This is a genomic window from Pseudomonas sp. ICBG1301 (genome assembly GCF_016918385.1).
GTDB lineage: Bacteria > Pseudomonadota > Gammaproteobacteria > Pseudomonadales > Pseudomonadaceae > Aquipseudomonas > Aquipseudomonas palleroniana.
The window spans coordinates 277,906-302,977 of the sequence record NZ_JAEKGB010000007.1; the positions used below are offsets into that span (position 1 = coordinate 277,906).

Below are 25,072 nucleotides of genomic sequence, written 5' to 3' on the forward strand. Positions count from 1 at the left end.
CCTTGGCTAGCTCGGCTTCTGGGTGCCTAGAAGCCGAACCTCACGCAGCAATGCCGCGCCGAGTTGCTCGGTGCCCAGCTCCCGATAGCCCACGGCCTTGATGTCGCCGTTTTCTTCGGCCTGGATGATGATCACCGGCGTTTCCTTGCCGGTGGCCTCGTCGATGTGCAAGGCGTACTGCGGGATATCCACTTTGATCGGCGTACCCGCCGCCTTGCCTTTCACGTTGATCAGGAAGGCCGCACAGCCCGTATCGACATCTACGCTGGTGGCAGAGCGGCCGCTGACGAAACAGCTTTGCGGCAGATCGGGCCAGGTGATGCTGTCGGCAATGGCCAGTGCTGGGGCCATGCTCAAGATTGCGAAAAGCAGCTTGTGCACGTGAGTGTTTCTCTTGATCAGGTCTGACTGCGGTTTTACCAAAGCCTGGGCGCCACCGCAACGCGATGGCTCAGTTCAGGCGTTTCATCCCGGTGGCCTTGGCTGCATCCAGATCAAATGTAGCGGTGTATTCACACCCTGCCGAATGGGCGCAGCGCTCGATCAGGCAGTCGGCAAAATCGGCCTTGCTCGCGGTGAATCGCCGCAGTGCCTGCCAAACGATTTCCGCCTGTTCGATGATCAATTCGCGGGTGCGCAACAGCGTCTCCAGAACCGTCACCAATTCACTTTTGGTGCATTGGTAGCAGCTTTGTAAAACCCACACCAATTCCACCACTGACACCAGGCTGACAAAGCCTGGCGAAAGCGTGGTGAGCGATTCGATCAACTCGCACGCCTTGGGGGATTGCGCGGGGTCATCCTGGGTGACGTAGCGCACCAGCACATTGGTATCCAGGCCGATCATCCGGCTTTTGCTCCTTGTGTGGCGATGGCGCGGTTCATTTCTTCGATCGAGACCGCCTTGGCAGGTTTGCGGACCAGACCCTTGAGGGCGTGTACGGTTTTGCTGGCGGCAATGATGGAAAACCGGCCGTCTTCCATTTCGACGAACTCTACGCGGTCTCCGGTTTCCAGGCCCAGGGCTGTTCTGACCTGGACCGGAATGGTGATTTGCCCTTTTGAGGTCAGTGTGGCGGTTGCCATATTGAATATCTCCATCGTTATGCTCCTTACCTTAGGGTAAGGAATTATGGAGGACAAGATCCGTTGGTCCATAGGTGCTCTGCTGGTGTGAGTTGATCGGGACAGTTAAAAAAATAGCCCGATTTATTCGGTCGACACGCCCGAAAACGCCTGCAAAGAGATACAGCATATGACCGACCACCTTTTCCCACTTGGGCATTGCGCCCTGGACCACGGCCGGGGTGGCCGAACTGGCGCACCCCGGCCCGCGGGTGGAAATCAAGGGTGTGGCGGTGCTGCGCGGATTACTCAGCCAGCTTTTTATTGAACCACGCGATAACACGGCACATACGCCGCGCCACCCGGTAGTTTCATGCGGTGTTGGGCTACGAATGCCTTCAACAGCTCATCCAGCGGTTTCATGATGGCCGGGTCACCATGGATCTCGTAAGGGCCGTTCTGTTCGATCAGGCGGATGCCTTTGTCCTTGACGTTGCCGGCCACGATCCCGGAAAACGCGCGTCGCAGGTTGGCGGCCAGTTCATGCGGCGGCAACGCGTGGCTCAGCTGCAGGCTGGCCATGTTGGCGTGGGTCGGGTCGAACGGGCGCTGGAAGCCTTCGTCGATCTTCAGCAGCCAGTTGAAGTGGAACGCGTCGTTGCGTTCGCGGCGGAACTGCTTCACGGCCTTGAGGCCGGCAGTCATCTGCCGTGCCACTTCGGCTGGGTTGTCGATGATGATCTGGTAGTGCTTCTGCGCCGCCTCGCCGAGGGTGGCACCGACGAACGCGTGCAATTGTTCCAGGTAGGGCGCGGCGTGTTTCGGCCCGGTGAGGATCACCGGGAACGGCAGGTCCTGGTTGTCCGGGTGCATCAGGATGCCCAGCAGGTACAGGAACTCTTCGGCCGTACCGGCGCCGCCCGGGAAGATGATGATGCCGTGGCCGACGCGCACGAAGGCTTCCAGGCGTTTTTCGATGTCCGGCAGGATCACCAGCTCGTTGACGATCGGGTTCGGCGCTTCGGCGGCGATGATGCCGGGCTCGGTCAGGCCCAGGTAACGGCCGTTGATGATGCGTTGCTTGGCGTGGGAAATGGTCGCGCCTTTCATCGGGCCTTTCATTACGCCGGGGCCGCAGCCGGTGCACACGTCAAGGCTGCGCAGGCCCAGTTCGTGCCCGACTTTCTTGGTGTATTTGTATTCTTCGGTGTTGATGGAGTGGCCGCCCCAGCACACCACGATCTTCGGTTCGACCCCGGCGCGCAGCGTACGGGCGTTGCGTAGCAGGTGGAATACGTAGTCGGTGATGCCTTGGGAGTTGCTCAGGTCGATGCGCTGGCTGTCCAGCTCGTTCTCGGTGTAGATGATGTCACGCAGGGCGCTGAACAGCATCTCACGGGTGCTCGCGATCATTTCGCCATCAACGAACGCGTCGGCCGGGGCATTCAGCAGCTCCAGGCGCACGCCGCGATCCTGCTGGTGGATGCGCACTTCAAAGTCTTTGTAGGCGTCGAGGATGGTCTTGGCGTTGTCGATATGCGCGCCGGTGTTGAGGATGGCCAGGGCGCATTGGCGGAACAGGGTGTAGATGCTGCCGGTGCCGGCTTCACTCAGTTGTTGCACTTCACGTTGAGACAGGGTTTCGAGGCTGCCCTTGGGGCTGACTGAGGCATTGATGACTTGACGTTGGGGCATTCTGATTCCTTGAAAGCACAGCCATCGCCTGCCACGGGAGCGGCGATGGCCTGAGAATGATGGGCGCCCGAATTCGGTCGCACTGGACGGTTATTCTGGCCGCCTCACAGGCTGGGCGCAAACACCGTCCGGCACCATCATGCCGCAGAACTTACTGAATCAGCTTCCAGTTTTTGTAGAAAACCCGACGCAGGGTGAAGACCAGGCCGGCAAAGCCCGAGATCACGGCGTTGAGCACGCCCGGCAGCGGGGTCGGCCGCACGATGTCGATGAACAGGCAGTAGCGTTTTGCATCGTTTTTGTTGAAGGACGCATGCATCAGCGTGTCATCGAAAATAAACAGCGGGTCGTCGTGCCAGTAGTGCTTGTGCTTGCCCACCTGGATGTAGACGCCTTCATGGTGCGGTGCCGGGGCCATGTTGTAGAGCACGCGGAACATCATGCGCAGGGGGCCGAAGTGGAAGGAGGTCGAGCGGTTCTCGTTGAATACCGAGACGCCGATGGTCTTCACAAATGGCAGCTTCTTGCGCAACTGCGGGATATCCAGGGTGGTTTCGATCGGTCGGCCATACCACTGGAAGAACAACATGCCGCGTTTCTTCTCGGCCATGCGTTCATCCAGGTAGCTGATGATTTCATCCTTGTTGGCCATGGCGTCATTGATCACCTGTTGCAGGTCCTCACGCCAGGCCGGCGGCAGGTCGCGCATGGTGTAGACGTGGCGGTTGCGGCTGCTCAACAGGTCGAACAAGGTGTTGAACGGAGCCAATATCCATGTATTGCGGCCGTTGCCGATGAAATACTTCTTGATGGTGTCGCGGTCATACAGGCCGTTGCGCAGGAAATCGTACAGGCCGCAGAACACCACCAGCAGCAGAAACACCAGGCTGGTGCGCGGGAAACAGTAGATAAACAGCAGAACGCCAAGCACCCAGGCAACTGATACCAGCTTTTTGCGAACAGCACTTTTACTCATGAAACATGGCTCCGGACCCGAAACAAAACGAAACAATCCGTCATGATAGGACTTTATAGCGGCGCCTGGCGGTTTAAATATTGCGAATTTGTGAAGCCCCGGTACATTTTTTTACAAGTGCGCTGGCCTTTATGCATTGAATTTTGAGAACAGAAGATTTGCGTCTATCGTGACGCTTCGGTTTTTCGGACGTCATAGACCGGTACGATTGAAGTTGAATGGCCACCATTGGCCTTCGGCACCTTGGAAGAGGCAGAATTTTTATGATCATCAAACCGCGGGTTCGTGGCTTTATCTGTGTGACCGCTCATCCTGTTGGCTGTGAAGCGAACGTCAAAGAGCAGATCGACTACGTAACCAAGCACGGCGCCATTGAAGGCGGCCCCAAAAAGGTGCTGGTCCTCGGCTCCTCCACCGGTTACGGCCTGGCCGCGCGTATCAGTGCTGCGTTTGGTTGCGGCGCCGACACCCTGGGCGTGTTTTTTGAGAAAGAAGGCGAAGAAGGCAAGCTGAGCTCCGCCGGCTGGTACAACAGCGCCGCGTTCGAGAAGTTTGCCGTCGAAAAAGGCCTGTACGCCAAAAGCATCAACGGCGACGCGTTCTCCGACGAGATCAAGCGCCTGACCATCGAAACCATCAAGAAAGACCTGGGCAAGATCGACCTGGTGGTCTACAGCCTGGCCGCGCCACGCCGTACCGACCCGCAAGGCGTGGTGCACAACTCCACCCTCAAGCCAATCGGCAAGGCAGTGACCCTGCGCGGGATCAACACCGACAAAGGCGTTGTTGTCGACACCACCCTTGAGCCTGCCACTCAGGAAGAAATCGACGGCACCGTGAAAGTCATGGGCGGCGAAGACTGGCAGCTGTGGATCGACGCCCTGCGTGACGCCGATGTGCTGGCCGAAGGCGCCAAGACCACGGCCTTCACTTACCTCGGTGAGAAGCTGACCCAGGACATCTACTGGAACGGCTCTATCGGCGAAGCCAAGAAAGACCTGGACAAAAAAGTCCTGACCCTGCGTGACAACCTCGCTGCGCTGAAGGGCGACGCCCGTGTGTCGGTACTCAAAGCCGTGGTCACCCAGGCCAGCTCGGCCATCCCGATCATGCCGCTGTACCTGTCGCTGCTGTTCAAAGTGATGAAAGAGCAGGGCACTCATGAAGGGTGCATCGAGCAGGTCTATGGCCTGTTCAAGGACAGCCTGTACGGCAAAGAGCCTAAGCTGGACGCCGACGGCCGCCTGCGTGCCGACCTGGCTGAGCTGGAACCGAAAGTCCAGGACGCCGTGGCGGCCCTGTGGAACCAGGTCACTGATGAAAACGTCAACGAGATCAGCGATTTTGCCGGCTACAAGGCGGAATTCCTGCGCTTGTTCGGCTTTGAAATCGACGGCGTGGATTACGAAGCCGACGTGAACCCGACTGTGAAGATCAATGGCCTGATTCAAGCCTGAGACGCAGCCTGAAAGTGGGAGGGGGCGTACCCCTCCCGCTTTTCCTTGTCTGAAATTGGAAGTTTCCTACCTTCCCTCGCGCTCCCACCCTTGCTCACAATCTGCCAGACTCCTACGGCTATCAAGCCACGCTAACGGAGGATCTGATGACGATTCGTGCAGTCGTTTTTGATTTTGGCGGTGTCCTGTTCGACTGGAGCCCGCTGCATCTGTACCGCAAGCTGATTGCCGACGATCAAGAACGGCAATGGTTTCTCGACAACATCTGCACCCAAGCCTGGAACACCGAGCAAGACGCTGGTCGTACCCTGGCGGAGGGCACCCGCAGCCTGATCAGCCAATACCCTCAACATGAACCCCTGATCCAGGCCTACTACGATCGCTGGCACGAGATGTTGCGCGGCCCGCTGCCGGAAGGCGTGGCGATTCTCGAAGCGCTGCATGCAGCCGGCATGCCGTTGTTCGGGCTCACCAACTGGTCCGCCGAAACCTTCCCATATGCGCGCGCCAACTACCCGTTCCTGCAACGTTTTCGCGACATCGTGGTGTCAGGCGAGTTGAAGCAGATCAAGCCGGATGCGGCGATCTATCACGCCAGCCTGGACCAGGTGCGTGCGCATCTGCCGGATATCCAGCCAGGCGAAGTGGTGTTTATCGACGATGTCGCCGGCAATGCCGAGGCGGCTGTTGCACTCGGCTGGCAGGGTATTCACCACGTGTCGGCCGAGCGCACGGCTGCGCGTCTGCGTGAGTTGGGCGTGGCGTTCTAGCGCGCCCACTTTTCCATGACGAAGTCGACGAACGCGCGCAGTTTGGGCAGGCGATAGCGATCCTGGCGGTAGAGCAGATGCATGGGGCGGCAGGGCAGTTGATAGTCGGTCAGCAGCGCCACCAGTTTTCCGGCCTGCAGGTCGGGTTGTACGAGGGCATCAGGCAGCATCACGATGCCCATGCCCTGGACCGCCGCCTGGTGCAGGCCTTGGGAGCTGTTGATCGTCAGCGAGCCGGACACGGCAACTTCCACTTCGCCTTCCTGGCCGGTCATGCGCCATAGCTTGTCGGCATTGCGCCAGTCGTCGGTCGAGGGGTAGGCGAACGCCAGGCAATCGTGCTGTCGCAGGTCCTCTGGCACCAGCGGCGTACCGCGTCGCGCCAGGTAAATGGGTGAGGCACAGAGGGTCAGGGTGTAGTCGCGCATGGGCCTGGCGATCAGGCTTGAGGGTTCCAGCTCGCCCAGGCGAATCGCCACGTCGAAGCCGCTGTCGACCAGGTCCATCCGTTGATTGTTCAGGACCACGTACAGGTTGATCAGCGGGTAGCGTTGGGAAAACTCGCTCAAGGCCGGCGACAGTCGTTCGGTGCCGAACACCGGGGGGGCGGTGATGCGCAAGGTGCCTTTGGGGACGTCGCTATGGGCTTGTTCCGCCCACTGCTCCGAGTCAGCCACCAGCCCGAGCACTTCCAGGCAACGCTGGTAGTACTGCCCGCCGAATTCCGTAAGGCTCTGTTTGCGCGTGGTGCGTTTGAGCAGGCTGACCCCCAGCCTCTGTTCCAGGGCGCGCAAGTGGTTGCCGACCATGGTGGTCGACATGCCGCAGGCGTGGGCGGCGGCGGTCATGCTGCCGGCCTCCACCACCTTCACGTACACCGTCATTGCCTGGAACAAATCCATTATCAAGCCCTGATTTAAAGTCCTTGCACGATTGCACAGTTTATCCAGCATGAGTGGCTAACGATACTGCATCCATCACAACGATGCACTGGAGCCTGCCACCATGACCGCCGCCTGCCTGATGGACACTTACCAACCCTTGGCCCTGAGTTTCACTCGTGGCCTGGGCACGCGCCTGTGGGACCAGCAGGGCCGTGAATACCTGGATGCGGTGGCCGGTGTGGCGGTGACCAATGTCGGGCACTCCCACCCGAAACTGGTGACGGCCATCCGTGAACAGGCCGGTTTGTTGCTGCACACCTCCAACCTCTACAGCATCGACTGGCAACAACAGCTGGCTCGGCGCCTGGCCCAGTTGTCCGGCCTGGACCGTGCATTCTTCAACAACTCCGGCGCCGAAGCCAACGAGACGGCGCTGAAGCTGGCGCGGCTGCATGGCTGGAAAAAGGGCATAGAGCAGCCGTTGGTGGTGGTGATGGAAAACGCCTTTCATGGGCGTACCCTCGGCACCATGGCGGCCAGCGATGGGCCATCGGTGCGCTTGGGTTTCCAGCGCTTGCCGGGGGATTTTCTCAAAGTGGGCTTTGGCGACATGGCGGCCCTGGAAGCGCTTACTCAACAGTTCGGCCCACGTATCTCGGCCGTGTTGCTGGAGCCGATCCAGGGCGAAAGCGGCGTAATGCCTGCCCCGCGCGGCTACCTGAAAGCCCTGCGTGAGCACTGCACGCGCCACGGCTGGCTGATGATGCTCGATGAAATCCAGACCGGCATCGGCCGTACTGGCACCTGGTTTGCCTTCCAGCATGAAGGCATTACCCCGGACGTGATGACCCTGGCCAAAGGCCTGGGCAACGGCGTGCCCATCGGTGCCTGCCTGGCGCGTGCCGCCGTGGCTCAGTTGTTCACCCCGGGCAGCCATGGCAGTACCTTTGGGGGTAACCCGTTGGCCTGCCGTGTGGGCTGCACCGTGCTGGATATTATTGAAGAGCAAGGCTTGCTGCAGAATGCCGCGCAACAGGGCGAACGCTTGTTGGCGCGGCTGCGGGTGGAGTTGAGCGAACACCCGCAGGTGCTGGCCATTCGCGGGCAGGGCTTGATGATCGGTATCGAACTGACCAGCCCTTATCGCGACCTGGCCCAGCGCGCCGCTCAGGAACACGGGCTGTTGATCAACGTGACGCGGGGCAAGATCATCCGTCTGTTGCCGCCATTGACCCTGGAGGGCAAGGAGGTCGATATGATCGTGCGGGCGATCAGCCGCCTGTTGGCTTGAAATACCATCGGCCTGTGGGAGGGGGCTTGCTCCCGATAGCGGTGGGTCATTCAGCTTGTGTGTCGACTGAAGCACTGCTATCGGGAGCAAGCCCCCTCCCACAGGGGACCATCATCGTCTTCTAAAGGTCGTGCCCGTTGAGCCATTCCTGGTTCAGGGTCTCGGTATCGCCCAGGTACTCCAGCAGCCACGCCATGGCCGGCGACAGTTTGTTCTGGGCCCAGGCCACGCACGATGGGCTGGCCGGGAACGGTCGGTGCAATTGCAGCGCGACCAGCTCGCCGCGTTCGATCCACGGCAATACCTGATGCGCCGGCGCCATGCCGACGCACAGGCCGTCACGCAGGCAATCGAGCGCCGAGGCCCAGTTGGGGACTACCAGGCGCCGTTGGTTGTCCAGGGTCCAGGTGTCGCGCTTGGGCAGGTTGCGTGAGGTGTCGGTCATGCACAGTGAGGCGAACGGGCGCAATTGATCGTCACTGAGCAAGCCCTCAATCGCCGCCAACGGGTGCCTGGCGCTGGCCACGCACAACCAGTTCAACAAGCCCATGTCGCGAAAGGTGAAGTGGCTGGCCACCGGCACCGCACTGGTGGCGCCGATCACAATGTCGGTGCGTTCATCGGCCAGGGCGTCCCACACGCCGTTATACACTTCGTACTCCAACAGCAATTCCACTTCGGGAAACTGCCGGTAGAAGTCCAACACCAACTGACGGCAGCGCTGGGGTTTGACGATGGAGTCCACGGCGACTTTCAACTGGCCGCTCCAGCCATTCGCCACTTGCTGGCACAGACGCCGGGTGCCGAGCATTTTTTTCATCACACCGCGAGCTTCGTCGATGAACAGCCGACCAGCCGGGGTCAGTTCGACATCGCGATGGCGTCGCACAAACAGCGGCACCGCCAGCCACTCTTCAATCTGACGCACCGTATAGCTGATGGCCGACGGTACGCGGTGCAATTCCTGGGCAGCGGCGCTGAAGCTGCCATGGCGTGCCACGGCATCGACGACATCCAGGGAGTATTCAGACCACATGGGAATTGCCTTCAAAAATATTGATATGAGTGTCCAATTATTATCGCTTCACAGCAAAACTGTCAGCTTCATAATGGGCGCCGGTCAACAAATAGTTTGATGGCAAGTTCTTAAAGGTTTCGATGAAAAATTCGTTGGGTTTTACTGGGTATCTGGCGGGGCTGAGCATGCTCGGTTATCTCGCCATGGATATGTATTTGCCGGCGTTCGGCGCCATGGGCGAGCAGTTGCAGATTGGTGCGGGGGCCGTGGGCGCCAGCTTGAGTATTTTCCTCGCCGGTTTTGCCGTGGGGCAATTGCTGTGGGGGCCGTTGTCTGACCGCCTGGGGCGCAAGCCCATCCTGCTCACGGGCCTTGGCCTGTTTGTGTTGGGATGCCTGGGCATGTTCTGGGTCGAGACCGCGCCGCAGTTGCTGGCATTACGCTTCATCCAGGCGATTGGCGTGTGTTCCGCCGCCGTGAGTTGGCAGGCCCTGGTGATCGACCGCTATCCGGCTGACCAGGCTCACCGTGTGTTCGCCAGCATCATGCCGCTGATGTCGCTGTCGCCGGCCCTGGCGCCGTTGTTGGGGGCCGTGGTGCTGAATCACTTTGGCTGGCAGGCGATCTTCGGGGTCTTGCTGGGGGTGTCGCTGTTGTTGCTGCTGCCGACGCTGTTCCTGCGCAAGATGCCGACACGTCAGGCCGGGCAGGGTGAGCCTTCACGCCTTGGCTACGGCCACCTGCTGACCTCCCGTGTGTTCACCGGCAACGTGATGATCTTCGCCGCGTGTTCCGCCAGTTTCTTCGCCTGGCTGACCGCTTCCCCCTTCATCCTTGGCGGCATGGGCTATAGCCCGAATGACATTGGCCTGAGCTATGTGCTGCCGACCTTGGCGTTTCTGATCGGTGGCTACAGCTGCCGCAGTGCACTGCAGCGTTACCAGGGCAAAACCCTGCTGCCCTGGTTGCTGCTGGCCTATTGCATCAGCATGGCGGCGTTGTACCTGGTCGCTACGTTGACGGTGCCGACCCTCACCACGCTGTTGATTCCGTTCTGCCTGATGGCGCTGGTCAACGGTGCCAGTTACCCCATCGTGGTGGCGAATGCGCTGATGCCGTTTGCGGAAAATTCCGGCAAGGCGGCAGCCCTGCAAAACACCCTGCAATTGGGGCTGTGCTTTCTCAGCAGCCTGCTGGTCTCGTCGATGCTTGAACAGCCGCTGCTGATTACCGTGATCGTGATGCTGGCGACCGCACCGCTGGCGGTGTTGGGTTACTGGCTGGCGCGGCGCAAGACGGATGATTCGGAATTGGCCAGTGCTTGAGCTGGGTTCCTTCCGTTAGAACGTCACTTCCATATTCAGCGTCGGCGTGGATGTGCGGCTACCCCGGCCGCCGTCTACGCCGAATTTGTTGTACCAATACTCGTAGCCTACCCCGAGATACAGGTTTGGCTTGACGCTTTTGCCCGGCCGCACCGCCACCATCAGTGCCGTGCGCATCAAGGCTTCCGGGGCGGTGTCGCGGCCGTGGTAGTCCTCGCCTTTTTCCCCGACGTAATTGATGAAACCCTGGAATTTGGCCGCGTGGCTGGCGACTTCAAACGGGCGCATCCACGCAAGGTTGAGCATGTAGGTATCGTCGAAGGTGTGATTGGATTCTTTCGCGCCGGGGATGCCGGTGTGGTTCCTTTCCTTGTAGTACATCAGGCTCAGGTCCAGCACGCCGACGGTGTTGAATTTCAAGGTCGGGCCGATCACCAGCGCGCGCTTCCTGGCCGAGGCGAAGTTGTTGTTGCGGTTGGCGTCGAAGCCCAGGGTCAATGCGTAGTCCTTGACCAACCCGGTGCCGAGCGGCACGTCGAATACCCGCGAAGCGTACAACTGGTGGCGGTAGACGGCATACACCTCACTGCCACCCTGGTCGGTACCCTTGCGTGGGTCGCGGCTGTCGGAAAGGAACACATCGAGATTCAGGTAGTTGCTGCCGTATTGGTAGCCGCTGGCGTGGGTGAAGCTGTAGATGCGCTTGCTGAAATCATTGGGGTTGTTCGGGTTGGTGAAGTGTTCACCGTAGCGAAATCCCACGCTGTTGTTCATCCATTCCAACGCCACGGCCTCCCCGCCGCCGAGGAGGGTGAGGGCAACGGTGGCGCCTTGCAGTGTTTTTTTCATTGTTATAGGTCCTGTGGCGTTCAGGCTCGTGACGGCCGGATTATTTTTGTAACGCCGTTGGAGGGTATCTTGTTCGATTGATTGTATACAACTCTATGGACATCCAGTCCTAACATTGCATACAGTGCTCGCACAACAAAAACAGAGAACCCCTCACCATGACTATCCCGAAGGCGTCATCGCAGCGGCCGGAAGATGAAAATCTCGGCGTCGCTGCTAACATGGCTTACGGCCTGCAGCACGTGCTCACCATGTACGGCGGCATTGTCGCGGTACCGTTGATCGTCGGTCAGGCAGCCGGGTTATCCCCGGCAGATATCGGTCTGCTGATCGCGGCATCCTTGTTTGCCGGTGGTCTGGCGACCTTGTTGCAAACCCTTGGCCTGCCGTTTTTCGGTTGTCAGCTGCCGCTGGTGCAGGGTGTGTCGTTCGCTGGCGTGGCGACGATGGTGGCGATTGTCGGCAGTGATGGCGCCGGTGGCGTGCCGGCGATTCTCGGGGCGGTGATGGCCGCGTCGTTTATCGGGTTGTTGATCACTCCAGTGTTCTCAAGGATCACCAAGTTTTTCCCGCCGCTGGTGACGGGCATTGTCATCACCACCATCGGCCTGACCCTGATGCCCGTTGCGGCGCGGTGGGCCATGGGCGGCAGTAGCCGTGCAGCCGATTTCGGCAGCATGGCGAATATCGGCCTGGCCGCGCTGACCCTGGTTCTGGTGCTGCTGCTGAGCAAGATCGGCAGTGCGACCATTTCGCGCCTGTCGATCCTGCTGGCGATGGTCATCGGCACCGTCATCGCGGTATTGCTTGGCATGGCGGATTTTTCCGGGGTGACCCAGGGGCCGATGTTCGGTTTCCCGGCACCTTTGCATTTCGGCGTACCGACTTTCCATGTGGCCGCGATCATCTCCATGTGCATTGTGGTCATGGTGACGTTGGTGGAGACCTCGGCGGATATCCTCGCCGTGGGCGAGATCATCGATACCAAAGTCGATTCCAAGCGTCTCGGTAATGGCCTGCGGGCTGACATGCTGTCGAGCATGTTCGCGCCGATTTTCGGCTCTTTCACGCAGAGCGCGTTCGCACAGAATGTCGGGCTGGTGGCGGTGACCGGTGTGAAAAGTCGTTTTGTGGTGGCCACGGGTGGGGTATTCCTGGTGGTACTCGGTTTGCTGCCCTTCATGGGGCGGGTGATCGCAGCCGTGCCGACCTCGGTACTCGGTGGCGCCGGTATCGTGCTGTTCGGCACCGTGGCGGCCAGTGGTATTCGCACCTTGTCCAAGGTCGACTATCGCAACAACATGAACCTGATCATCGTCGCCACTTCGATCGGCTTCGGCATGATCCCCATCGCCGCGCCGAGTTTCTACGATCACTTTCCTGCCTGGTTTGCGACGATTTTCCATTCGGGGATCAGTTCGTCAGCGATCATGGCGATTTTGTTGAACCTGGCGTTCAACCACTTCACCGCCGGTAACTCGGACCAGCAATCGGTGTTCGTGGCGGGGACGGAGCGCAGTCTGTGTTTCCACGATGTGGCGGCGTTGCGCGATGGGGATTACTTCAGTGGCGGCAAGTTGTTTGACGCTGAGGGGAAGGAGATTCCGTTGGTGCCCGATGCCGCCAGGAAAACATCCAGACCTGAGACTAGCGAAGTCTAAAATGTGGGAGCGGGCTTGCTCGCGAATGCGGAGTGTCAGTCAGCACATGTGTAACTGGCCCACCGCATTCGCGAGCAAGCCCGCTCCCACATTTGGATCTCAACTGGCTTTCAGTACGTTGTGCGGCACCGAACACGCCTCATCCAGGAACTTCACCACGGTCCCCATGCACGCCTGGCGTTCTTCCACATGGGGCATGTGGCTGGAATCTTCGAACAGTGCCCAGCGCACGTCCGCGATCTCATCCAGGAACGGCTTGACCACCAGCGGCGTGGCCTCGTCGTGCCGACCGGAGATCACCAGCGTCGGTACGTTGATCGCCGACAGGCGGCCGATCACGTTCCAGTCTTTCAAGCTGCCGATGACGTGAAACTCGGTCGGGCCGCTCATGGCGTGGTACACCGTCGGGTCTGAATCGACCTGGGCGAAGGTACGCGCCACTTCTTCCGGCCATGGATTGACCCGGCATACGTGCTGGTCATAGAAAATCCGCGAAGCGGCTACGTATTCCGGGTCCTGGTAGCTGCCGGCCTGTTCATGCTTGAGCAGGGTTTCATGCACGCCTTCCGGCAACAATTTGCGCAGGCGGTTGGCCTCACTGACCCAGGTACGCATGCAGGTCGGCGAGTTGGCCGGGATAAAGGCACGCAGGCCCTTGGGCTGCAAGATCGCGTGTTCGCTGCCGAGCATACCGCCCCAGGATTGGCCGAGAATCGCGTAGTTATCGCTGATTTGCAGGTGGTCCAGCAGGTTGTTCAGTTCTTCGAGGAACAGGCTGATGGTCCAGAACGATGGGTCTTTGTCGGGCAAGTGGGTGGAGCGGCCATTGCCCAGTTGGTCGTAGTGAATGACCGCGTGGCCGCTGGCGGCGACGTCCTTGAAGGCGTCGACATAGTCATGGGTGCAACCAGGGCCGCCATGGATGACCACCAAGGGAGTGCGGCCGCTGCTCAGGTCGCCGGTGACGCGGTACCAGGTTTGGTAGGCGCCAAAGGTTGCATAGCCTTCGCGGACTTTGTCGATGAATTCCATTTCGTACCCTGCTGTGAAAAAAAGGATCAGGGACACGATAGTCTGCACGCAAAATTTAGGTAACTAGCAAAACAGATAGGTTTTTGCCGACGGCTCAATCTTCGAGCAGGCGGTAATGGGTGGCGCGTACCACCGCCTGCACACGGTTCTTGGCCCCCAATTTGTGCATGGCTGAAGTCAGGTGCAGGGTGACCACCGCCAATGAGCGGCTCAGTTGCTTGGCGATTTCGGCGGCGGTCAAGCCGTCGGCGGCCCATTTCAGGCACTCGCGTTCACGCTTGGTCAAATGGATGTGCGGGTAGGTGCGTAGCTCCTTGCTGAACAGCGGATAGGCCGCTTCCTGCAGGGCATGGGTAATCAGGCTGAAATCCGTCAGGGTTTGCTGGGCATCCTTCAGCACCGTGTGCGCCTTTCCGGTGCGCAGGCCGGTCAGGGAGGCAAAACCGCCACGGGGCAAATGAATAGGCACGCTGACCCCGCAGGTCAGTTGCTGTTCATGCAGGTAGGACGATACCGGCGCGTGGCAAGGGTCGATGATTTTCTGCAAGGCGGTCTCGGCTTTTGCCTCGTAGGACCAGACAAACGGCGACACCGTGCTCAGTGCCAGATGCTGCACCGGGTCAATCTGGTAAAACCCTTCGCTGCACCACAAGGCCTGCCAGTCGCTGGGCGTGTTGCGCAGTTGCAGCACCGAGGGGGTGATGAGCGTGCCATTGAGGTCGATGGGCACCGGGGTGTAGTCATACACCAGTGCATCGAAGCCCAATTGTTGGGCGAGGATGAAAGTGTTGTCCATCTGTTCATCCAGGCTCCTGCCCGGCATGAGGCGATTATTGAAGGCGGTCAGCTTGGCCAGCATCCGTTCTGCTCCCGAATTCATTTGAATCTCGACTTGCTGCAAGTAGAATGCCACGCCCCGGCGAAGGACTGCCAGGCCAAACCTATAAGAAATACCAGGTTATGGCCGCGTGGCATCCTCGGTAGTGTTGGCCTGATCAGCGGCCGCTACCCGCCAGGCCGATACAACACAAGGAATGTATGCATGTGGCGTGAAATTGCCCCCGACCAGCAGTACAACGTGCAAGTCGATGGCCATAACCTCGTGGCCTACAGCTTTGGGGACGGCGATGAGGTGCTCTTGTGTCTCAACGGCGGTCCCGGCTTGCCGTGTGATTACTTGCGCGACGCCCATGGCTGGCTCAAGGACCATAACCTGCGAGTGGTTGCATTCGACCAGCTTGGCACGGGCGCATCAGCCAGACCGACCGATGTTTCCCTGTGGGAAATCCGCCGTTATGTGGAAGAAGTCGAAACCGTGCGCCAAACCCTGGGCCTGGGCCGTGTGCACTTGCTGGGGCATTCCTGGGGCGGCTGGCTGGGCATCGAATACGCCATTCACTACCCCGATGCGCTGAAAAGCCTGATCCTGGAAAACACCGTCGGCGACATCCCGCACCTGTCCCAGGAGCTTGACCGCCTGCGCGGTGCCCTGGGCAGCGAAACCGTGGCCATGATGCAGCGCCACGAAGCCATGGGCACCCTCGAGCACCCGCAGTACCAGGCGGCAATCACCTTGCTCAACTACCGCCACGTGTGCCGCCTGGACGAATGGCCCGAGCCGGTCAAGCGCTCCCTCGGCGACTGGAACATGGGCCCGTACGAAACCATGCAAGGCCCAAACGAGTTCCTGTATATCGGCAATCTCAAGGACTGGAACCGCATCCCCGAGATGGCCGGGTTCAAGATGCCGATATTGATCACCACCGGCCAGCATGACGAGCTGACCCCGGCCTGCGCGATGCGCATGAAGCAAGCCGCCAGGCACGCCGAGTTGCACGTTTTTCCCAACAGCAGCCATATGCCGTTTTATGAGGAGCCCCAAGCGTACTTCCCGGTGTTGCTGGACTTCCTCGCTCGCCACCGAGGCTGACGGATGAACCTGGCGCGCTATCGCTTTGTGCTCTCCCGGCCGCTGCAATTGCTGCCGGTGTTGTTCGGCATCAGCCTGATCACCTTCGTGCTGGTGCGTTCCATTCCCGGCGACCCGGCGCGGGCCTTGCTCGGCTCGCGCAGCACGCCGGATGCGCTGCTGAAAATTCGCGCCCAGTACGGTCTTGATCAGCCTCTGTGGCTGCAATATTTCTACTTCCTCAAGAACCTGCTCAAGGGCGATCTCGGCCAGTCGTTGTTGTACAAGGTCGATGCCCTGAAGCTGATCGTCACCCGCATCGAACCGACCTTGGTGTTGGTACTGGGCAGCGTGGTGCTGGCGCTGCTGATTGCGCTGCCGCTGGCGACGCTGGCGGCACGCAATAAAGGCGGGTGGGTGGACAACCTGATCCGCGTGTTCACGACGGTCGGCCTGGGCATGCCGGCATTCTGGCTGGGCTTGATGTTGATCCTGTTGTTGAGTGTGCAGTGGGGCTTGTTCCCGGTGTCCGGCTATGGGCGGACTTGGCTGGATAAGGCTCACCATATGCTGCTGCCATGCCTGACCATCGCACTGGCGCTGTCGGCGGTGCTGGTACGCAACCTGCGGGCGAGCATGTTGATGGAGCTGCAGGCCGATCACGTCACCGCTGCACGCGCGCGTGGACTGTCGGAGGCGGCCGTATTTCGCCGGCATGTGCTGCCCAATTCGCTGGTGCCGGCGGTCAACCTGCTGGCCGTCAACATCGGCTGGCTGATCAGCGGCACGGTGGTGATCGAGAGCCTGTTTGCGATTCCGGGCATTGGCCAATTGTTGGTGCGCGGGATATTTACCCGCGACTACATGGTGGTGCAGGGCGTGGCCATGGTGCTGGCCTGTGCGACGGTGGTGGTCAACTTCCTTGCCGATGTGGTGACGGTGGCCCTCGACCCGCGAGTGAAGATGCAATGAGCAGTCGCCCACTGATCGCTCCGTGGCGCGTGCGCCTGCGTTTTGGTTTTCGAAATGGTCGGCTGACTGCGGCGTGGGGCCTGTTGATACTGTTCGGCTGGTTTGCCCTGGCGCTGTGCGCACCCTGGGTTGCGCCGTATGACCCGATTGCGCAGCACACTGACCTCAGTTTGCTGGCGCCGAGCCTGGCCCATCCGTTCGGCACGGACAACTACGGCCGAGACATCCTTTCACGGGTGATCTGGGGCGCGCGCATCGACCTGCAACTGGCCGTCGTCGGGGTGATTTTTCCATTCATGATCGGCACATTCATCGGCGCGGTTTCCGGCTATATCGGCGGGCGCTTCGACAGCTTTTGCATGCGCGTGATCGACGTGATCCTGGCATTCCCGTTCCTGGTGTTGATGCTGGCGATCATGGCCATCCTCGGCCCGGGCCTGAAGAGTTTTTATATCGCCATGGCGCTGGTGGGCTGGGTGTCGTATGCGCGGCTGATCCGCTCGCAGATCCTGGTACTCAAGGAAAGCGACTTTGCCTTGGCCGCCAAGAGCCTGGGCTTCGGCCATGGGCGCATCCTGTTCAGGCACCTGCTGCCCAACGCAATGTTCGGTTCGATCGTGTTTTCCATGTCTGACGCAGTGCTGGTGCTGCTCAACGGTGCCGCAGTGAGTTACCTGGGCCTGGGCGTGCAGCCGCCGACGGCTGAGTGGGGGACGATGGTGGCCGAAGGGCAAGCGTTTATCACCACCGCGTGGTGGATCTGCACCTTTCCGGGGTTGGCCATTGTGACGCTGGCCATGGGCTTCAGCCTGTTGGCCGATGGCGTGGCGCAGGTGTTGGGGGATCGCTCATGAGCCTGTTGCAGGTCAAGGATCTCAGCGTGATCGCGCATAACGCCGGGCGGGATGTCACGCTGGTTGATCGCGTGTCTTTCGGCCTGGCTGAAGGCGAAGTCCTCGGCCTGGTGGGGGAGAGCGGTTCCGGCAAGACCCTGACGTGTCGCGGGCTGATGCGGTTGCTGCCGTCGCCCAGCCTGCGTGTGCAAGGCGGTAGCGTGCGCTTGGCCGGGCAGGACTTGTTGTCAATGGACGACGCCGGGATGCGTGCCGTACGGGGTGGTCAGTTGGGGATGATCTTCCAGAACCCCAGCAGCCACCTGGACCCCTTGATGCGTATCGGCGAGCAGATAGGCGAAGGCATCCGCTTGCATCAAGGCGCATCGAAAAAAGACGCCCGCCGGCAGGCGATCGAGGTGCTGCGTCAGGTGGGCATTCCCGATCCCCAGGCGCGGGTCGACAACTATCCTCACGAGTTTTCCGGCGGCATGCGCCAGCGCGCGATGATCGCCGTGGCGTTGGGCTGCAACCCGAAAGTCCTGATTGCCGATGAGCCGACCACCGCTCTGGATGTGACGGTGCAGGCGCAAATCCTGCGCTTGTTGCTGGACCTGCGCGACCAGCGTGGCCTGTCGATCATCATGATCACCCATGACCTGGGCGTGGTGGCGCAGACCTGCGACTCCATCGCCGTGATGTACGCCGGGCGCCTGTGCGAGCACGGCAGCAAGTACGACTTGCTGGCCCATCCGCAGCACCCTTACACCGCCGGCCTGATCGATTGCCAGCCGGCCCACAGCAGCGGCCACGCCTTGCTGCGCACCATCTCCGGCCAGCCGCCATTGCTGGATGCATTGCCGGACGGTTGCCGCTTCAACCCGCGTTGCCCGCAGGTGGGCGCGTTGTGCTTCGAGCGGCTGCCCGAAGGCGCGCAAGTGGCGTGTCACTATCCATTGGGAGGCCGTCCGTGAGCCTGTTGCAGGTCAAGGATCTTGAGGTGCGCTTTGCCGCATCCGGTACGGGGTTGTTCGGCTTGAACCGACAGTGGGTGAGGGCGGTCAACGGGGTTTCGCTGAACCTGGCCGCCGGCGAGACCCTCGGTTTGGTGGGCGAATCCGGCAGCGGAAAAAGCACCCTGGGGCGCGCGATCCTGCACCTCAACCCGATCAGTGCCGGCCAGGTATTGTTCGATGGCATCGACATGGCCCACGGCAGCGCCATTGACATCGCACGCCTGCGCCATGAAACCGCGATGATCTTCCAGGACCCGTACGCCGCGCTGAACCCGCGCCACACGGTGGGCGAAACCCTTGCCGAAGTGCTGCGGGTACAGCGCAAAGTCGCACCGGCGGGGATTCCACGCCGCGTTGATGAACTGCTCGAGCTGGTCGGCCTGCGCCCCGAGCTGGCCAGCCGCAAGCCCGGCTCCCTCAGCGGCGGCCAGTGCCAGCGCGTCGGTATCGCCCGCGCCCTGGCGGTGGAGCCGCGCTTGATCATCGCCGATGAGTGCGTGGCGGCATTGGATGTCTCGATCCAGGGCCAGATCATCAACCTGTTGCTGGAACTGCAGCAGCGCATGAACCTGGCGATCCTGTTTATCGCCCATGACTTGGCCATCGTGCGGCGCCTGTGCGACCGCGTGGCGGTGATGTACCTGGGCAAGATCGTCGAAGAAGGGCCGGTGGAAGCGGTGTTCAGCGCGCCGCGCCATCCGTATACCGCGGCATTGATCGAGGCGATTCCCGAGATCGACCCGCATCGGCCATTGCCTGCGCAGCTTCTGCCGGGCGAGCCGCCCAGCCCGTTGAATTTACCGGCCGGTTGCGCCTTTCACCCGCGTTGCCGCCATGCCCGGACGGAGTGTTCCGTGGTGTTGCCGCCGACCCATTTCCTGCACGAGCATCGGTACAGTTGCGTGCTTGAACAGCCCTTGAACCTTTCCTGCCATTCATGAACAAGGAGTTATGGACATGCAATCCCGTCACTTGAAGTTGCTCGCCGCCGCTACGCTCACCGCGTGGTCCCTGACAGCCGGGTTGGCACACGCCGCCGGCGTGCTGACCATTGGTTGCCGTGAAGACAGCACCACGTTCGACCCGATCAAAAGCGCGCAAAACCGCGACACCTGGGTATTCGCCAACGTCTACGACACCCTGGTGCGGGTGGATAACCTGGGCACCAAGATGGAACCGGGGCTGGCCGAAAGCTGGGACATTTCCAAGGACGGCCTGACCTATACGTTCAAGCTGCGTGATGCGAAGTTCTCTGATGGCTCGTCAATCACCGCCGACGATGCCGCGTTCAGCCTGTTGCGTATCCGCGACAACAAAGCCTCGCTGTGGAGCGACCCGTTCAGCCTGATCAATACCGCCAAGGCGACGGACGCCAAGACCCTGGTGGTGACCCTTAAAACACCGGCCGTGGCTTTCCTCTCGCAACTGGCGTCGCCGACCGTCTCGATCCTGTCGGAAAAGGCCATGACCCAGATGGGCGAAGACGCCTACTCGGAAAAACCGGTGACCTCGGGCGCGTTTACCGTGGATGAGTGGCGCAAGGGCGATCGGGTGATCCTGAAGAAAAACCCGAACTTCTGGCAAGCCAAGAGCGTCAGCCTGGATGGCGTGGAATGGGTGTCCGTGACCGATGACAACACCCGTATGCGCATGGTGCAGAACAACGAGCTGGACACCGCGATCTTCGTGCCGTTTTCGCGGGTGGAAGAGCTGAAAAAAGACCCGAACGTCGTGATCCACTCCGACCCGTCTACCCGTGAAGACCACCTGCTGATCAACCACGCCCACGGCCTGCTGGCCAAGCAGGAAGTGCGCGAGGCGCTGGACATGGCCATCGATAAGCAATCGTTGGTCAAGACCGCTACTTACGGTCAAGGCACCGTGGCCTATTCCTACATCCCGAAAGGCTCGCTGTACCACTACGCCAACAACCTGCAGCGCCCGTACGACCCGACGGCGGCCAAGAAGCTGTTGGAGCAGGCCGGCGCCAAGGACTTGAAGCTCAACTACGTGGTCAATGCCGGCAACGAAGCCGATGAGCAGATCGCGGTGATCATCAAGGACCAACTGGCCAAGGTCGGCGTGACCGCCAACCTGCAAAAGGTCGACCCGACCCAGAGCTGGCAGATGCTGGTGGACGGTGACTACGATATCTCGGTGATGTACTGGACCAACGACATTCTCGACCCGGACCAGAAAACCACCTTCGTCCTGGGCCACGACACCAACCAGAACTACATGACCCGCTACAAGAACGACAAGGTCAAGGACCTGGTGGCGGCGGCACGTATCGAGGCGGACCCGGCCAAGCGTGAGCAGATGTATGTCGAACTGCAGAAGTTGGCGAAACAGGACGTCAACTGGATCGACCTGTACTACAGCCCGTACATCAACATCTCACGCAAGAATGTGAGCAACTTCCTGCAAAACCCGTTGGGCCGCTTCACCCTCGAAGAGGTGGTGAAGAACTAAACAACACCGCAAAAAAATGTGGGAGGGGGCTTGCTCCCGATAGCAGTGTGTCAGTCAGTTAATTCTTTGCTGACCCACCGCCATCGGGAGCAAGCCATCTCCCACATTTTGCTTTCCCGGCGTTTCAGTTACTGCGCATCGAACGCCTGGCCATTGATGCCGGCACTGTCCGGCCCCATCAGGTACAGGTACACCGGCATGATCTCTTCCGGTGCAGGCCGTTCCATCGGGTTCTCCCCTGGGTACGCCTGGGCCCGCATGCTCGTGCGTGTGCCGCCGGGGTTGATGCTGTTGGCGCGGACCGCAGCGATGTCTTCCAACTCATCGGCCAGGGTCTGCATCAAACCTTCAGTGGCGAATTTCGACACGCCATAAGCGCCCCAATACGCCCGCCCCTTGCGCCCGACACTGCTGGAGGTGAACACCACCGAGGCATCCTGGGACAGCTTGAGCAGCGGCAGCAGGGTACTGGTCAGCATGAACATCGCATTGACGTTCACGTGCATCACCCGCATGAAGTTCTCGCCGGACAACTGCTCGATCGGCGTGCGTGGGCCGATGATCGAAGCGTTGTGCAGCAGGCCGTCTAGGTGGCCGAATTCCTTTTCGATCATGGCCGCCAGTTCATCGTATTGATGGGGCAGGGCGGTCTCCAGGTTGAACGGAATCACCACCGGCTGAGGCTGGCCTGCGGCTTCGATTTCGTCATACACCTGGGCCAGGTTGGCTTCGGTCTTGCCCAGCAGGAGCACGGTAGCGCCATGGGCGGCATAGGTTTTCGCCGCCGCCGCGCCGATCCCGCGACCGGCGCCGGTTACCAGGATGACCCGGCCTTTGAGCAGGTCCGGTCGTGCAGAGTAATCAAACATAAACAACCTCGACAAAATTCACAGGAAATCCGCATGCTTTCTGTAGGAGCGAGCTTGCTCGCGAAAAACGTCAACGATAGCGCGTGGTCTCTGGATAAACGCGGTGCTCTCAGGTTTTTCGCGAGCAAGCTCGCTCCTACAGGGGGCAGCCATGCCTCAGCAACTGCACAGCGCGTTATCCAGTACCTTGCGCAGTTCCAGCGGGTGATCCACTACCACATCGGCACCCCAGTGACGTGGGTTATCGTCCGGGTGGATATAGCCGAATGTGACCGCTGCGGTGCGGGTGCCGGCGTCGCGGCCGGACTCGATGTCACGCAGGTCATCGCCCACGAACAGTACGCTGGCCGGGTCCAGGTCGAGCATCTTGCACGCCAGGATCAAGGGTTCCGGGTCCGGCTTGCTGTTCTTCACGTGGTCCGGGCAAATCAGCAGTGCCGAACGTTCGGCCAGGCCCAATTGCTGCATGATCGGCTCGGCAAAGCGCAGCGGCTTGTTGGTGACCACACCCCAGATCAGCTTGGATTTTTCGATGTCATCCAGCAGCTCGCCCATGCCGTCGAACAGTTTGCTGTGGATTGCACAGCCCTTGAGGTAGCGCTCGAGGAATTCCAGGCGCAGTTCTTCGAAACCAGGCGACTCCGGGTCCATCGAGAACGTTACGGCGACCATTGCCCGTGCACCGCCGGAGATTTCATCGCGAATGTGCTGGTCATTGATCGGCGCCAGCCCACGGTCGGCGCGCATGGCCTGGCAGATGGCGATAAAGTCCGGCGCGGTGTCCAGCAGGGTGCCGTCCATATCGAAGAGAACTGCTCGCAACTTCACAGGCTTACTCCTCGCGCAGGGTCTGGATCATGTAGTTGACGTCAACGTCGTTGGCCAGCTTGTAGTGCTTGGTCAGCGGGTTGTAGGTCAGGCCGATGATGTCCTTGACGGTCAGCCCGGCCTGGCGGCTCCAGGCGCCCAGTTCGGAGGGGCGGATGAATTTCTTGAAGTCATGGGTGCCGCGTGGCAGCAGCTTCATGATGTATTCGGCGCCGATGATCGCGAACAGGTAAGCCTTGGGGTTGCGGTTGATGGTGGAGAAGAACACCTGGCCGCCCGGCTTGACCATGCGAAAGCACGCGCGGATCACGGAAGACGGGTCGGGCACGTGCTCCAGCATTTCCAGGCAGGTGACCACGTCGAATTGCTCCGGCATCTCTTCGGCCAGGGCTTCGGCGGTGATCTGGCGATATTCCACGCTGACGCCGGATTCCAGTTGGTGCAGTTGAGCCACAGCCAGCGGGGCTTCGCCCATGTCGATGCCCATTACGGTGGCGCCGCGCACGGCCATCGCTTCGCTGAGGATGCCGCCGCCGCAACCGACGTCCAATACTTTCTTGCCGGCCAGGTTGACGCGTTCGTCAATCCAGTTGACCCGCAGCGGGTTGATGTCGTGCAAGGGCTTGAATTCGCTTTCGCGGTCCCACCAGCGGTGAGCCAGGGCTTCGAATTTGGCGATTTCGGCGTGGTCGACGTTGCTCATGGTGAATCCTCTAAAACTGATAAATCGGTTTGCAGGCTTTGAACGCAGGGGTTCAAAACCGACGTTATTCGTTTCGTCCGCTGATGCGCCGGCCCCACTCGATCGCCGAGGCGACCAGTTCCGGTTCGTTCATGCGGGTCAATCGCCGGTCGTCGAGCAACTGCTTGCCGGCGACCCAAAGGTGTTTCACACAATCGCGCCCGGTGGCATATATAAGCTGTGAGACCGGGTCGTAGATCGGTTGTTGCGCCAGGCCGGACAGATCGAAGGCCACCATGTCGGCGGCCTTGCCGACTTCCAGCGAGCCAATTTCGCTCTCCAGGCCCATGGCCCGGGCGCCGTTCAGGGTGGCCATGCGTAGCGCGCGATGGGCATCCAGGGCGGTGGCAGACCCGGCGACCGCCTTGGCCAACATGGCGGCTGTGCGGGTTTCACCCAGCAGGTCCAGGTCGTTATTGCTGGCGGCGCCGTCGGTGCCGATTGCTACATTGATACCGGCCTGCCACAGACGTTCCACCGGGCAGAAGCCGCTGGCCAATTTCAGGTTCGATTCCGGGCAGTGGATGATGCTGGTGTTGCTTTCTACCAGCAAAGCCAGGTCATCTTCGCTGATTTGCGTCATATGAACGGCCTGGAAGCGTGGGCCCAGCAAGCCCAGGCGGCCCAGGCGCGCCAATGGGCGTTCCCCGGTCTGGTCCACGGCCTGCAGCACTTCGGAGGCGGTTTCGTGTACATGCATATGGATCGAAGCATCCAGTTCTTCGGCGATTATGCGGATTTTTTCCAGGTTCGCATCGCACACGGTGTAGGGCGCGTGGGGGCCGAAGGTGATTTTGATGCGCGGATGATGCTTGAGGTCGCCGAACAGCTCGATCCCCTGGCGAATCGCCTCATCGGCGCTGGCGGCACCGGGAATCGGGAAGTCGAGGATTGGAATGGCGATCTGCGCGCGCATCCCGCTGTTGTGTACGCAGTCGCTGGCGACCTTGGGAAAGAAGTACATGTCGGAGAAGCAAGTGATGCCGCCCTTGAGCTGCTCGGCAATGGCCAGGTCGGTGCCGTCGCGGACAAAGGCTTCGTCGACCCATTTGGCCTCGGCGGGCCAGATGTGCTTTTCCAGCCATGTCATCAACGGCAGGTCGTCGGCCATGCCGCGAAACAGGCTCATTGCCGCATGGCCGTGGGCGTTGATCAGGCCTGGGCTGAGCAACATGCCCGGCAGTTCACGCGTCTCTTTGCTGGCGAGTTTCAAGGCGGCTTCGCGAGGCCCGATAAAAGCGATTCGCCCGTCGCGAATGCCCAGGCCATGTGCCTTGAGCACCACGCCGGCGGGTTCGACGGGTACCAGCCAGCTTGGCAGTAACAGTAAGTCGAGGGGGGCGGCAGTGGCGGTCATCGCGGGCTTCTTCCCAGGCAGCTATAAAAGAAGGGCGAAGTATACCCGAGC

The 25,072-nt window shown here is 60.6% G+C and carries 25 protein-coding genes and 1 pseudogene; 12 read left to right on the forward strand and 14 right to left on the reverse strand.

Annotation, left to right across the window (positions count from 1 at the left end; all coding sequences use genetic code 11):
* Positions 1–6 precede the first annotated feature (6 nt).
* The 3 genes from JBE38_RS18985 to JBE38_RS18995 all read right to left on the reverse strand — a co-directional run bounded on the left by JBE38_RS18985 (position 7) and on the right by JBE38_RS18995 (position 1,101).
* Complete coding sequence (locus tag JBE38_RS18985; protein WP_060753317.1) at positions 7–351, reverse strand: hypothetical protein; 345 nt, start codon at positions 349–351, stop codon at positions 7–9.
* A gap of 100 nt (positions 352–451) precedes the next feature.
* Positions 452–847, reverse strand: coding sequence for a PIN domain-containing protein (locus tag JBE38_RS18990; RefSeq protein ID WP_161548793.1), 396 nt, complete (start codon positions 845–847; stop codon positions 452–454).
* Entirely contained in the window at positions 844–1,101 is a 258-nt protein-coding gene (locus tag JBE38_RS18995) for an AbrB/MazE/SpoVT family DNA-binding domain-containing protein (protein ID WP_126870803.1), read from the reverse strand. Before JBE38_RS18995 ends, JBE38_RS18990 begins: the two co-directional genes overlap by 4 nt.
* A gap of 160 nt (positions 1,102–1,261) precedes the next feature.
* On the opposite strand from JBE38_RS18995, the pseudogene JBE38_RS28075 reads away from it, so the two are divergent.
* Positions 1,262–1,367, forward strand: a pseudogene (locus tag JBE38_RS28075) (RidA family protein); the annotation flags it as partial.
* A gap of 19 nt (positions 1,368–1,386) precedes the next feature.
* On the opposite strand, the gene ppnN reads toward JBE38_RS28075, so the two are convergent.
* Complete coding sequence (gene ppnN, locus JBE38_RS19000; protein ID WP_060753184.1) at positions 1,387–2,760, reverse strand: nucleotide 5'-monophosphate nucleosidase PpnN; 1,374 nt, start codon at positions 2,758–2,760, stop codon at positions 1,387–1,389.
* Positions 2,761–2,911: 151 nt separating this feature from the next.
* The gene (locus JBE38_RS19005) at positions 2,912–3,736 is read right to left on the reverse strand and encodes an aspartyl/asparaginyl beta-hydroxylase domain-containing protein (protein ID WP_126870899.1); all 825 of its coding nucleotides are present in this window, start codon (positions 3,734–3,736) and stop codon (positions 2,912–2,914) included.
* A gap of 263 nt (positions 3,737–3,999) precedes the next feature.
* Between JBE38_RS19005 and fabV the strand changes: the two genes are divergently transcribed.
* A complete protein-coding gene (gene fabV / locus JBE38_RS19010) occupies positions 4,000–5,193 on the forward strand; it encodes an enoyl-ACP reductase FabV (protein ID WP_205344872.1) in 1,194 nt (397 codons plus the stop codon).
* A gap of 146 nt (positions 5,194–5,339) precedes the next feature.
* On the forward strand, positions 5,340–5,963 hold the full coding sequence (locus JBE38_RS19015; RefSeq protein WP_161548795.1) for an HAD family hydrolase: 624 nt from the start codon (positions 5,340–5,342) through the stop codon (positions 5,961–5,963).
* Here JBE38_RS19015 and JBE38_RS19020 read toward each other — a convergent pair.
* Positions 5,960–6,865 carry a LysR family transcriptional regulator gene (locus tag JBE38_RS19020; protein ID WP_205344873.1) on the reverse strand — a complete coding sequence of 302 codons (906 nt, stop codon included), beginning with the start codon at positions 6,863–6,865 and terminating at the stop codon, positions 5,960–5,962. The genes JBE38_RS19015 and JBE38_RS19020 overlap by 4 nt on opposite strands.
* A 103-nt stretch (positions 6,866–6,968) precedes the next feature.
* Here JBE38_RS19020 and JBE38_RS19025 point away from each other — a divergent pair, with 103 nt between their 5' ends.
* A complete protein-coding gene (locus JBE38_RS19025) occupies positions 6,969–8,138 on the forward strand; it encodes an aspartate aminotransferase family protein (RefSeq protein ID WP_205344874.1) in 1,170 nt (389 codons plus the stop codon).
* Between the two features lie 121 nt (positions 8,139–8,259).
* Here the strand turns inward: JBE38_RS19025 and punR are convergent, their stop codons facing one another.
* The gene (gene punR, locus JBE38_RS19030; RefSeq protein ID WP_161548798.1) at positions 8,260–9,174 is read right to left on the reverse strand and encodes a DNA-binding transcriptional activator PunR; all 915 of its coding nucleotides are present in this window, start codon (positions 9,172–9,174) and stop codon (positions 8,260–8,262) included.
* A 122-nt stretch (positions 9,175–9,296) separates the two neighbouring features.
* Here punR and punC point away from each other — a divergent pair, with 122 nt between their 5' ends.
* Positions 9,297–10,481 (forward strand): purine nucleoside transporter PunC, encoded by a 1,185-nt coding sequence (gene punC, locus JBE38_RS19035; RefSeq protein WP_205344875.1) that lies wholly within the window; start codon positions 9,297–9,299, stop codon positions 10,479–10,481.
* 15 nt (positions 10,482–10,496) lie between these two features.
* Here the strand turns inward: punC and JBE38_RS19040 are convergent, their stop codons facing one another.
* On the reverse strand, positions 10,497–11,330 hold the full coding sequence (locus tag JBE38_RS19040; RefSeq protein ID WP_198761438.1) for a nucleoside-binding protein: 834 nt from the start codon (positions 11,328–11,330) through the stop codon (positions 10,497–10,499).
* A gap of 158 nt (positions 11,331–11,488) precedes the next feature.
* On the opposite strand from JBE38_RS19040, the gene JBE38_RS19045 reads away from it, so the two are divergent.
* On the forward strand, positions 11,489–12,991 hold the full coding sequence (locus JBE38_RS19045; RefSeq protein ID WP_205344876.1) for a nucleobase:cation symporter-2 family protein: 1,503 nt from the start codon (positions 11,489–11,491) through the stop codon (positions 12,989–12,991).
* A gap of 99 nt (positions 12,992–13,090) precedes the next feature.
* On the opposite strand, the gene JBE38_RS19050 is transcribed toward JBE38_RS19045, so the two are convergent.
* On the reverse strand, positions 13,091–14,023 hold the full coding sequence (locus JBE38_RS19050) for a proline iminopeptidase-family hydrolase (protein ID WP_060753194.1): 933 nt from the start codon (positions 14,021–14,023) through the stop codon (positions 13,091–13,093).
* Positions 14,024–14,117: 94 nt separating this feature from the next.
* A complete protein-coding gene (locus JBE38_RS19055; RefSeq protein ID WP_090366107.1) occupies positions 14,118–14,882 on the reverse strand; it encodes a LuxR family transcriptional regulator in 765 nt (254 codons plus the stop codon).
* A 183-nt stretch (positions 14,883–15,065) separates the two neighbouring features.
* Here JBE38_RS19055 and JBE38_RS19060 point away from each other — a divergent pair, with 183 nt between their 5' ends.
* Genes JBE38_RS19060 through JBE38_RS19085 form a run of 6 tightly spaced genes read left to right on the forward strand, consistent with a single transcriptional unit; the run spans position 15,066 to position 21,225 of the window.
* Entirely contained in the window at positions 15,066–15,953 is an 888-nt protein-coding gene (locus tag JBE38_RS19060; protein WP_205344877.1) for a proline iminopeptidase-family hydrolase, read from the forward strand.
* Positions 15,954–15,956: 3 nt separating this feature from the next.
* Entirely contained in the window at positions 15,957–16,904 is a 948-nt protein-coding gene (locus JBE38_RS19065) for an ABC transporter permease (protein WP_090366104.1), read from the forward strand.
* Positions 16,901–17,758, forward strand: a complete 858-nt coding sequence (locus JBE38_RS19070; protein ID WP_205344878.1) for an ABC transporter permease — start codon at positions 16,901–16,903, stop codon at positions 17,756–17,758. Before JBE38_RS19065 ends, JBE38_RS19070 begins: the two co-directional genes overlap by 4 nt.
* Positions 17,755–18,711 (forward strand): ABC transporter ATP-binding protein, encoded by a 957-nt coding sequence (locus JBE38_RS19075; protein ID WP_205344879.1) that lies wholly within the window; start codon positions 17,755–17,757, stop codon positions 18,709–18,711. Before JBE38_RS19070 ends, JBE38_RS19075 begins: the two co-directional genes overlap by 4 nt.
* Complete coding sequence (locus JBE38_RS19080) at positions 18,708–19,694, forward strand: oligopeptide/dipeptide ABC transporter ATP-binding protein (RefSeq protein ID WP_205344880.1); 987 nt, start codon at positions 18,708–18,710, stop codon at positions 19,692–19,694. The genes JBE38_RS19075 and JBE38_RS19080 overlap by 4 nt, the downstream gene beginning before the upstream one ends.
* 16 nt (positions 19,695–19,710) lie before the next feature.
* On the forward strand, positions 19,711–21,225 hold the full coding sequence (locus tag JBE38_RS19085; RefSeq protein WP_060753201.1) for an ABC transporter substrate-binding protein: 1,515 nt from the start codon (positions 19,711–19,713) through the stop codon (positions 21,223–21,225).
* 128 nt (positions 21,226–21,353) lie between these two features.
* Here JBE38_RS19085 and JBE38_RS19090 read toward each other — a convergent pair whose 3' ends face one another.
* The 4 genes from JBE38_RS19090 to JBE38_RS19105 all read right to left on the reverse strand — a co-directional run bounded on the left by JBE38_RS19090 (position 21,354) and on the right by JBE38_RS19105 (position 25,021).
* Positions 21,354–22,094, reverse strand: a complete 741-nt coding sequence (locus JBE38_RS19090) for a YciK family oxidoreductase (RefSeq protein ID WP_060753202.1) — start codon at positions 22,092–22,094, stop codon at positions 21,354–21,356.
* Between the two features lie 156 nt (positions 22,095–22,250).
* Entirely contained in the window at positions 22,251–22,922 is a 672-nt protein-coding gene (mupP, locus tag JBE38_RS19095; RefSeq protein ID WP_060753203.1) for an N-acetylmuramic acid 6-phosphate phosphatase MupP, read from the reverse strand.
* A gap of 4 nt (positions 22,923–22,926) precedes the next feature.
* Entirely contained in the window at positions 22,927–23,625 is a 699-nt protein-coding gene (gene ubiG, locus JBE38_RS19100) for a bifunctional 2-polyprenyl-6-hydroxyphenol methylase/3-demethylubiquinol 3-O-methyltransferase UbiG (RefSeq protein ID WP_060753204.1), read from the reverse strand.
* A gap of 64 nt (positions 23,626–23,689) precedes the next feature.
* A complete protein-coding gene (locus tag JBE38_RS19105) occupies positions 23,690–25,021 on the reverse strand; it encodes a TRZ/ATZ family hydrolase (RefSeq protein WP_205344881.1) in 1,332 nt (443 codons plus the stop codon).
* Positions 25,022–25,072 lie beyond the last annotated feature (51 nt).

Coding starts and splice junctions, on each gene's coding strand:
- JBE38_RS18985 (WP_060753317.1), bottom strand. CDS start 351: ATGGCCCCAGCACTGGCCATTGCCGACAGCATCACCTGGCCCGATCTG.
- JBE38_RS18990 (WP_161548793.1), bottom strand. CDS start 847: ATGATCGGCCTGGATACCAATGTGCTGGTGCGCTACGTCACCCAGGAT.
- JBE38_RS18995 (WP_126870803.1), bottom strand. CDS start 1,101: ATGGAGATATTCAATATGGCAACCGCCACACTGACCTCAAAAGGGCAA.
- ppnN (WP_060753184.1), bottom strand. CDS start 2,760: ATGCCCCAACGTCAAGTCATCAATGCCTCAGTCAGCCCCAAGGGCAGC.
- JBE38_RS19005 (WP_126870899.1), bottom strand. CDS start 3,736: ATGAGTAAAAGTGCTGTTCGCAAAAAGCTGGTATCAGTTGCCTGGGTG.
- fabV (WP_205344872.1), top strand. CDS start 4,000: ATGATCATCAAACCGCGGGTTCGTGGCTTTATCTGTGTGACCGCTCAT.
- JBE38_RS19015 (WP_161548795.1), top strand. CDS start 5,340: ATGACGATTCGTGCAGTCGTTTTTGATTTTGGCGGTGTCCTGTTCGAC.
- JBE38_RS19020 (WP_205344873.1), bottom strand. CDS start 6,865: ATGGATTTGTTCCAGGCAATGACGGTGTACGTGAAGGTGGTGGAGGCC.
- JBE38_RS19025 (WP_205344874.1), top strand. CDS start 6,969: ATGACCGCCGCCTGCCTGATGGACACTTACCAACCCTTGGCCCTGAGT.
- punR (WP_161548798.1), bottom strand. CDS start 9,174: ATGTGGTCTGAATACTCCCTGGATGTCGTCGATGCCGTGGCACGCCAT.
- punC (WP_205344875.1), top strand. CDS start 9,297: ATGAAAAATTCGTTGGGTTTTACTGGGTATCTGGCGGGGCTGAGCATG.
- JBE38_RS19040 (WP_198761438.1), bottom strand. CDS start 11,330: ATGAAAAAAACACTGCAAGGCGCCACCGTTGCCCTCACCCTCCTCGGC.
- JBE38_RS19045 (WP_205344876.1), top strand. CDS start 11,489: ATGACTATCCCGAAGGCGTCATCGCAGCGGCCGGAAGATGAAAATCTC.
- JBE38_RS19050 (WP_060753194.1), bottom strand. CDS start 14,023: ATGGAATTCATCGACAAAGTCCGCGAAGGCTATGCAACCTTTGGCGCC.
- JBE38_RS19055 (WP_090366107.1), bottom strand. CDS start 14,882: ATGCTGGCCAAGCTGACCGCCTTCAATAATCGCCTCATGCCGGGCAGG.
- JBE38_RS19060 (WP_205344877.1), top strand. CDS start 15,066: ATGTGGCGTGAAATTGCCCCCGACCAGCAGTACAACGTGCAAGTCGAT.
- JBE38_RS19065 (WP_090366104.1), top strand. CDS start 15,957: ATGAACCTGGCGCGCTATCGCTTTGTGCTCTCCCGGCCGCTGCAATTG.
- JBE38_RS19070 (WP_205344878.1), top strand. CDS start 16,901: ATGAGCAGTCGCCCACTGATCGCTCCGTGGCGCGTGCGCCTGCGTTTT.
- JBE38_RS19075 (WP_205344879.1), top strand. CDS start 17,755: ATGAGCCTGTTGCAGGTCAAGGATCTCAGCGTGATCGCGCATAACGCC.
- JBE38_RS19085 (WP_060753201.1), top strand. CDS start 19,711: ATGCAATCCCGTCACTTGAAGTTGCTCGCCGCCGCTACGCTCACCGCG.
- JBE38_RS19090 (WP_060753202.1), bottom strand. CDS start 22,094: ATGTTTGATTACTCTGCACGACCGGACCTGCTCAAAGGCCGGGTCATC.
- ubiG (WP_060753204.1), bottom strand. CDS start 23,625: ATGAGCAACGTCGACCACGCCGAAATCGCCAAATTCGAAGCCCTGGCT.
- JBE38_RS19105 (WP_205344881.1), bottom strand. CDS start 25,021: ATGACCGCCACTGCCGCCCCCCTCGACTTACTGTTACTGCCAAGCTGG.